General features: G+C 55.3%; 6 protein-coding genes and 1 pseudogene. 3 read left to right on the forward strand and 4 right to left on the reverse strand.

The genetic code is table 11. The annotated features are described in order from the left end of the window. A partial coding sequence (locus AC1DY5_RS31765; RefSeq protein ID WP_478117941.1) for a hypothetical protein occupies positions 1 to 252 on the forward strand: 252 nt, incomplete at its 5' end. Here AC1DY5_RS31765 and AC1DY5_RS31770 read toward each other — a convergent pair. Together AC1DY5_RS31770 and AC1DY5_RS31775 are read right to left on the reverse strand one after the other, a co-directional pair. Beyond that, on the reverse strand, positions 249 to 2798 hold the full coding sequence (locus AC1DY5_RS31770; RefSeq protein WP_478117943.1) for an AlbA family DNA-binding domain-containing protein: 2550 nt from the start codon (positions 2796 to 2798) through the stop codon (positions 249 to 251). The two genes, AC1DY5_RS31765 and AC1DY5_RS31770, sit on opposite strands and share 4 nt — an antisense overlap. 429 nt (positions 2799 to 3227) lie before the next feature. After that, positions 3228 to 3404 (reverse strand): hypothetical protein, encoded by a 177-nt coding sequence (locus AC1DY5_RS31775; protein ID WP_478117944.1) that lies wholly within the window; start codon positions 3402 to 3404, stop codon positions 3228 to 3230. A 140-nt stretch (positions 3405 to 3544) separates the two neighbouring features. On the opposite strand from AC1DY5_RS31775, the gene AC1DY5_RS31780 reads away from it, so the two are divergent. Continuing rightward, entirely contained in the window at positions 3545 to 4618 is a 1074-nt protein-coding gene (locus AC1DY5_RS31780; RefSeq protein ID WP_478117946.1) for a hypothetical protein, read from the forward strand. Positions 4619 to 4620: 2 nt separating this feature from the next. Then, positions 4621 to 6456, forward strand: coding sequence for a hypothetical protein (locus AC1DY5_RS31785; RefSeq protein ID WP_478117947.1), 1836 nt, complete (start codon positions 4621 to 4623; stop codon positions 6454 to 6456). Positions 6457 to 6988: 532 nt separating this feature from the next. Here the strand turns inward: AC1DY5_RS31785 and AC1DY5_RS31790 are convergent. After that, on the reverse strand, positions 6989 to 7366 hold the full coding sequence (locus tag AC1DY5_RS31790; RefSeq protein WP_478117948.1) for a terminase small subunit: 378 nt from the start codon (positions 7364 to 7366) through the stop codon (positions 6989 to 6991). A gap of 9 nt (positions 7367 to 7375) precedes the next feature. Then, positions 7376 to 7479: pseudogene (locus AC1DY5_RS31795) on the reverse strand (AraC family transcriptional regulator); the annotation flags it as partial. Between the last annotated feature and the right edge of the window lie 1111 nt (positions 7480 to 8590).

Consider the following 8590-nt stretch of genomic DNA (forward strand, 5'->3'; position numbering starts at 1 on the left):
GTCGCGGCGCTCAAGGTGGAAGACCAATTGCAGCCGACACTGCAGACCGTTGGCATGGTGGCGCAGGGAGCGGGTGCTGGAACTGATGCAGCAAGGGTTCCGGGCGCAGAAGAAGTCGCACTCCACAGTACATCTGGTCGACTTGTTGGCCCCAGCGCTTATGCCAGAAGTCGCACTTCAGCCGCAGGTCACGCCGAACCTTGCAGTATTGAAAATTCCCTCCTGGTTTGCCGGAAAATTCTGCGCCTTTAAAGATCACGTCGATCAGAATATCGACCAGCATTGTCCCTTAGAGAATGCAGTTGATGGCGAAACGATATAGGCGGGGTACGCCCAAAGTCGGCAGAACCAAACTTAAGACCGTTGCTAATTTGAGCCTCTAGTCGCGACCTGTCTGCGCCCTTCGGCTTGCCAACATGGCGCTTCATCGTATCTAACAATACGATCTCAATGCCTTCCATGTATTTTTGGATCACTTCAAAGTTGAGAGGATTTTCTGCACATAGTGCTTGCGCCTTTTCAAGAGATTCCAAGGTGGAATAACCTTGATTTATGTCCTTGAGAACAAAATTTGCCTTCAGAGACAATGATTGATCAATGAGCAAATGTAGGCGTCTCTTTTCAGCAGCACTCGACGACATGGAGTGCGCCGCACGAAAATCCCTTACGGCAGAATCAAGCTCGCGAGTCGCTAGACCTTCAGACTTTGAGAGGTAAGAGCGGCGCGCGCGAGCAATTCTCACTTGGGCTCGCTTTTCATGCCAGTCTGGAGTAATAAGGCTTTGTTGCACAAGCGCAAAATTCGCCACATCCAATGCCCCATCAAGATTTTCGCGTGCATATTCAGATTTAAACCAAAGATCAAACAGCATCGATCGTCTTTGTCCAAGCCTATAAGCTTCACTGAAAGAATGAGCGGCCTCTGAATTCCCCGGCGGGATCTGCTCAAGGTAACAGCGCCCCATCATCATCAGCAGGTCGGGATGAGGCTTTGTTAGGCGTTTATTTACTTCAAGCAATCCGTCAAGCGCGGATCGTGGGTCACGATCCTTCAGCTTAGCGATCGCTTGGCTAATCGCTTGGCCAACAATATCCAAACGACGGACCATACCTAACTCGATAGCGTCCTTTCCGCTCTTTTTCGCTGTCGCAAGCAAAGCGGTATGATCGATGCCGAGGCTTGAGGCAATTTCAGTCACGAGCATGCCCGTGTTTGGCTCTACAGTGAAACGCGCCTCCCTTGCAATTGCGGGTGCACTTACCAAGAACAAGCTCGCAAGTTCTTGGAGCGCATCGCCCAAAGTCTGCTCCGAATATTCAAGAATTTGCGCAAGCTCGATATAGCTGCAATTCCTAAGAATACTGATAACGTAAAGTGCTCTTTTGGATTCCTTGGTAAGCTGCTGCACCTCGCGTTGCAAGGCCGCCTTTCTAGCTTCAATGCCTTTTTGGCCCTTCCATTGGCCGACCGCCTGATCAAAGGGCAGGCCCCGCCTTTCTAGGCGAAGTATGGAATCCGCAAACAAGGGCGATCCGCCTGAAGCTTGTCTGAAGTTTGCAATTTGCTTCGAGGTTGCTTCGGGCAATCGATATTTTTTCCGAAGTACATCGGTAAAATCGGCAAAATCTTCAGAAGAAAGCCCTTCAAGCTTCAAAACGTTGTCGCTTGAATATGAGAAGTTCACTCTGGTCGTAAGGAGGAGCTTGGTCCCCGGAGGCGCCCGCATGCCAAATTCAAGTGCGCGCTTTTGGTCATTCTCAGAAAGCGAGTCGACGTCATCAACGACAACAACGCTGGGCATCGCTTCGCAAACCTGCAATGCCAACTGCATTGCAGCTTTTATGTCATCACCTCCAATCTCTTCTTTAGAAGCGCCCAAACGAAATGCGATTGTCTTAAATAAGGATAAAGCGTCGCTAAAATCAACTTCGGTCGCGCGGCGATAATCGTCAGCCGACGGAATGAATTGACGATCTTTTGCGGTAAGCCAAGTCACCGTTTCAAATGGCTTTACATTTCTTTTGATGAGGTCTTCGCAAAATCGATAGGCCAGGCTCGTTTTTCCCAACCCACCCTCTCCAGCGATAAGCCTAACTCTCGAAAAATCATCAGCCAACCATTCCCATAGCTCGTCAAGGTCGCTTGATCTTCCAACGAACTGAGCACAAATCAAAGCCCGATCCGGCAAATTATGAACAATCGGTGAGCCGTTCGTCTCTGCTGTTTGCACCTCGAAGTAGGGCTGCTTTCGCAGCGAGTACAAGAACTCATAGTCCGCTGGTTTGTCGGCGACCGCATTGGAATTTATTCTGCGAAAGACGATGTCATCGCGTTTGTAAAGAAGCTGTTTCGGCTTTAGCTCAGGACCATTCTTGATGCATTTGAGCGGCTGATCCCCGTCCGGCCGTCTGCTAACGCGCAGTATCTCAAGACTTTTTTCATCAATTTGGMATCGTTTTCGATCCACTCGAAAATCCATCCCGCAGGTATTGCGAAGCATGTCCAAGAATTTTTGTATATGCAACTCAGAATTGACACCACAAATACGATACTGACGGTCCTTCTCTATTTCTTCGACACCAAATACAATAAAGCCGCCATAGGAGTTGTAAAGAGCAATTGCGTCTCTGACGGCTTTTGCATACTCAACATCATCATCTGGCGCTGCCTCTTTGAAATCCAATACCTCGCATTCATTCAACGCTTCTGGATTCGCACTCAAAGTAGAAATCAACTCGACGGGAAATTTACCCGAATGCACAGATTCGTGTAATTCAATCAAAGCTTGAGTTTCCATTTAATATTGATATTGTTAAGGATTATTGATGATTGGCGCACACTCGGATAGATGCCCACGGTGAGTCATGCTTGCGCTCGCCGTGGGATTCCTCTTCGCAAGCAGTATCGCGCAGCAACTTGGGCTACCTGACGATGTGGAAGCGCTCTCCGAGAAATAGTTGGCGAGCAAGGGCGGCGCTTAGCCAGCACAGGCAGCACAGGCATCGCCTCTGTCGGTATGTTGTCGGCGTACAAGCGCCGCCCATAGGGATCGCCCCCACACCCCCCAAAGAAGCCCGCCGCCGGGTGTGCTTTTTCATGCCCTGTCTGGTCGCCTCGTACTCCAGCGTCCAGATCGTCGCCCCGATGCCCAGTGACACCTCCCGAGGCGAAGAAGTCGCCCTCCAAACCGGAGCACAGGGCCAACGTGGCGGCGATCTCGATCGCCTCAGTCGTCCTCGTCGTGCTCGCGGTCGCGCGCCACGGGCTTGAAGCCGCTCGAGTTGCCGCTGGCGATGGTGTGCAGGAGGCTGGCCAGTGGGTCGACGCGCTGGTGGTTGTCGCGCGTAGAGACCTCCGGGTACGCGGAAGTTCTACTTGGTGTCCCGATCGCTTGCCTGGTCAAATTTGGTGTGCGCTGACAGGCCGAGCAGGGTACGCGCGTCGGGATGATGCGGGGCCATCTTCTCGCTTCTCTGATCTGCGATGCCGGCTTCGGCAAGAACGGTACTGGTCCGGTACTGGTCGGACTATTTCGATCAGTAGGTGGAACAGGGCACAATGATTGCGCGGTTCTACGCGCCCAACCTTTCCAAGGCACTTCATTCGTCGCGATCTCATTGGCTGGGGCATGCCTCGGCTGTCGATAGCGAACGCAAGTCTCATAGGGAAGCGGTTTTCTTCAAATTCAAACCAAGTTTTGCATATCGCAAAGCGTTCTCGAAAGCACGAATCTTGAGCAGCGACAGTTTTGACATGCGAGGGTGCTTCACCGAACTGGAAATCAGCAGCGGCGTCCATCGGATCTTTTTTCGGTCACAAGCCGATGACGATCTTGATGACGACGACATCGCCCCTCAGAGAAAGCCGGCGAGGAATTCAGAAAGAATCGACGACGGCATTGACGCCGAACGGTTAAAAAACGGGGCAAAGCTGATCGCCGGATTGGACAGTGCGGTACTAATCAAGCGACGCCTCATCCAAAAGTTGATGCGCGACAACATTGACTATGCAATTGGCCGCTACCTGCGGAAGGAAGGCGTTCCACCGATCTACTCGAACATTGTGGACTCGAAAAACTGCATCGAGACACTCATCAGCGGCATTTTATACAAGGTATGTGGAATGAGTAGCAACATGGCCCTGAACAACGAAATCGCTGAGCTGTGTGCTTCGCTCAAGGAAAACTCGGCACGCTCGGTCGCCTATGACCGGGTCGGGCTGATCCAACGCTTCGTGCACGACAGAGTGGACGGCCATTTCGGAGTTGGGGCGGCGGCGCGACTCCCTGTCAAGCACATGAGGAATCTTCTGTCGGTCGCTAGGCTACATCTGAACTTACACGACATAAATTCGAGGGACGAGAGCTACGCCCTGTACATGGACGGCCTGAGCACGGCAATGTCCAATTTCGAGTATTTCTCGCCCAAGGAAACCGCATTGCCCGCCGGCAAAACTTTTTTTCCGAAATGGCGCGTCCGCCATTTGCGGCCCCTGTCGCACTTCTACCAAAAGACAATCCGACAGAAGCTCTCCGAGCTTGACACGCTTGATGATCTCATGCCTGCGCCAAGGTACGCTGCCGAGGCGCTGCAGATTTACGCGACAACGTTTGTCTGAGGATGGCGAACACCATCGTCTGCGGCAGATTGGACAACCGGGTCTCGTTCCAGCGCTCCTCCCTGGCCGCACCCCCTAGCGCGCGCAGGATTGCCTCAGACCATCCAAATGCGATGAGGAAGACGCTCTATGTGCCTATCGCGACGGACGGCGACAGGATCATGCACGTGGGCGGCATCTCCGATGCCACAAGCTTCCTCGAGACGTTTTCCGGAGACGGCGGGATGCGTCTGATCGTCCTGACCATCAAGGAATATTTCCTCCTTCTCGAGCAGGCGGTACTGCGAGATGTGCGCCTGAGCATCCTCGAAGTCGACTACCCCCTCATGGCCGACGTCAAGCCAGGTCGGTCTCTCCGCTCGAACCTGGACATCCTGTACAAGCTCCTGAAAAAGGTCGACAACCTAGACATCAAAGGCGGTAGTTTCGCGCGGGACCAGACGGTCAGACATCTGCATTCCGTCGCCAGAAAGCTCCGCTTCAAGAACGCGCTCGACCGGCATTTTTTCTTTGCGTACAAAGAGGGTTACCAGGAAGTCTTCAAGTTGAAGGAGGAGCGCCCGGACCGGGTGATCATCGCCTTCGATTTCAATTCGATGTATGCCGACTGCATGAACGGTCGGTTCTGTGAGCCGAGATCCATTCGGTACGAATCCTTCGAGGACCCCGCCACCGATGTCGGCAAGCTGGAAGAAGGTATCTATAGGGTCATTTTGCGAGGCGCCAAAGATGGATTCTTCCTTGACAAGCATCCGTTCTTGTACAAGCGTCTGGGCACGCCCCACCGATTCAAGCTCGCCCCGGATGATTCGATCGAAACGGTTCTGTTCAAGGATGAGATCCTCTACTACGGGACGTTTTTCCGCGAGGTCGCGATCATCGAGGGCTTTTGCAGCGCCAAGACCGTGCCCCACCCTCTTCTTCAAAAGGCACGCGACCTTTACGCGAGGCGGCGCCAGTGCAAGTCAAGAGGTGACTCCGTGATGGAGAACTTCTGCAAGCTGTCTTTGCAGCTCATGCACAGTTCGACCAACCAGCGCGTCTTCAAGAAGAAACGCTTCGGTTCCCTGGACGCCGTGCAGACTTTCCTGTCGTCGGAATTTCATTTGAACTTCGACAAGGTCGGGATATCCGGCGTATCCAGATTCTTGAACACGAGCAAGTACTTCAAAATCGAGAAGCATGACAGTGGCGTGGAGCTCACTTATTTGGACATCCAGGCCGACAGCCTCGTGTTCAGCCTGTCCGCGCGGATCGTCGCGAGCGCGAGACTCAAGCTCATGAGGACCATCGAGCGCTTCGTGTCCGACGGATCCGCGGAAATCTGTTATGCGAACGTCGATTCGCTGCACGTGTCGATCGCCAGGACCGAGGTCGACGGCTTCCTCAAACGGCACAAGGATCTCATCTCCGAACGGCTCGGCTGCCTGAAGGTCCAAGCGATCGCGGATCGCGGGTACTGGTTCGACGTTGGCAGATATTGGTTGAAGAAGGATGGAGAAGTCGTGCTCTTCAAGAACATCGGTTTCAACCACAAGGGGGCGCGTTCAGAGTTCGTGACCAAGAGAAGGATGCTCGTAGTCCGCAAGGCCGACGCATTCAGTCAGGTCGAGAGCCATTTTGCTGACGTGACAAACTCCTTCTCCTACGTCAAGCGCATCAAACACTRCGCCGACACTCGCACGCTCGACTACGAGCGATACGGATTTTTGGAAGTGGACACCCCTGAAGATGCAGACCTCACGGAAGCCCAGGAGATCATGAGATCGAAGAAGCTGAAGATCGCTTTGTTCCGCGCCATCTCCAGGAAAGCTGAGGAAGCCGTCGGACCCGCATGACCGCGGCGTTCGCGATGAATCTTTCGCCCAAAATGTTTCCAGAGAAGCCAGGTGACTTGGCGGTCTGGAAACGATCTACGGGATCAATTTATGCCGGGAGGCCGAGCGAAGCACTGCCCTGGTAGCACGCCATCGATACGAAGTCTCCGGCGGTCACCTGCTACTTGCTGATCTGAAGACCAGCGTTCGTAGTCTACCCGCTCCGACATGTTCCGATCGACGCGACTGCTGAGGCCCGGTAACCTTGCGTTGCTAACACATTGCGCGCGAACGTATGGGTAACCTCGGTTCTCGTGCCCTCCGTGGCGCCGGATCGAGAAAGTCCGGCAGCCGGTGTCCGGATGTCCAGCGCGCATGGCCACCAAATGCGGCAGAACATCAATTCGGCCTGCTAAAGCAGCAGCACGGGGCCAACGTGGCGGCGTAGGAGCGCGAGAAACAGGCTGCGCTGGCAGCTATTCTCACAAGCAGACCGCCTCGACGACGTAGGAAATCATCCGGCCCACTTCTCTTGAAGGAGTGAGGGCCGGGGTTATCTTGTTGGGTTGCGATCTCGACCGCCGTAGTCCTTCCAACCATGCTCGAGGTCATGCGCCACGGTCTTGAAGCCGCTGGAGTTGCCACTGACGATCGTGTGCAGGAGGCTGGCCAGTGGGTCGACGCGCTGGTGGTTGTCGCGCTCGTAGAGACCCAGGTGCTTGAAAAGCTTCTCCAGGGCGGCGTCCTTCGAGTTCAGCAGGACCTCGATGCCGTACTTCGTCTGCTTGGCGCCGGCGTAGATGGCCGCGGCCTGGGGAGACAAGTCGCGCGTGTCCATGACGACGACCACCCAACCTATGTCCGGATGGCGAATTTCGTCGCCAATCAGGCCGCGCGCGGCGCCCCTTCGCTGGGCCGTCGAAGGGGTCATTCATCGGAACAGACGTGCCCGCCATTCTGGCTTCTTGACGCGGTTGACGATGCCGATGCGATCAGCAGGTCAACCTCGTTGAAGCCTTCAAAGGTGAGAATGGAGATGTGCATGGTGTCGTCTTCTCCGCGACTTCGTCATCGATTCGGGAGGCATAGGTTGCATTACAACGAATTTAGGGTCGGGGATTGAACGTTCGGTCTTGGGCCGCATTCTGACTGAAAGAGCCACCGTCTGGCTTCGCGCTCATCATCGGCACCGTAGCGCAAACTGGCGGTCTCGTGCTCGCTTCCGCTCGCCTCTGAGGCGGTCCTGCTCGGTACCCGGGAGCGGCTGTCGAGCTGCGGCGTCGAGAGCGGCAATTACCGAATCCAGCTGGTCGCATTCCACCTCAGCGCTGTCGACATTCATCGCAACACGTCGCTCGTGAGCTAGCCGCTCCTGAGTCACGGCGCTGTTCTCCCGCGTTGACGCCGCTCGGGCGCTCGGCTCCATGCCGTCGGCAAGGTTGACGTCGGGCCGAACTGCAACAATAGCGGCGCGCGTGCCTGTAGGGCAAGGTCCGTCGGAGTACATCGCTGCCCCTGAAGACGTCACGCACTYGGTGACGTGTTGAATTCGAGGAGTCTCAACTGGCTCCGACGTCGGATGGTGTCCGGATCCGAAAGTGGCGCCGGGGTGACTGTGGAGTAAGCCGCAGGGCGGGGCGCACTTCGCTTCTCGTGAGACTGCCCCTTGTCCAGGCCAATCGAGCCAACCCTGCCACAGTGCGAGCGCCAGGAACGCCGTCGCGAACGCGAGCGCCACAAGGAACATCCAGTTTGAAGAGCTCGCCGGGCGCAGACTGCGCTCCCACTCCGTCATTGGTTTCCGGCGTTCGCTCAGAGGGTCGTAAGGGTCGTCCGTTGGCATGGCCACGCGAATGTCTTCGATGGCCGCGCAGTCGGTGGGCGTAGCTCCATTTCGATGTTGACCTATTCGTGATGTTTTGCACAAACGATCGGACAGAGACGCTCAGGGGGCAGCCTATTCGCTTCGGCCAAGCAACTTGCACCACCCGCTGACGTCCCGCATGCACAAGCCGGATCCGCGGCTCGAGCCGCATCAACAGGATAAGCGCTCAGCGATCACGATCGAACGGGGAGATGTCGACCTGTGGCTGGGCGGCACGGTCGATGACGCCAGGAAGCTGCCGAAGCTGGCGCCCGTGGAACTGTTCGACGC

The organism is Variovorax sp. P4_D9, from assembly GCF_056401695.1.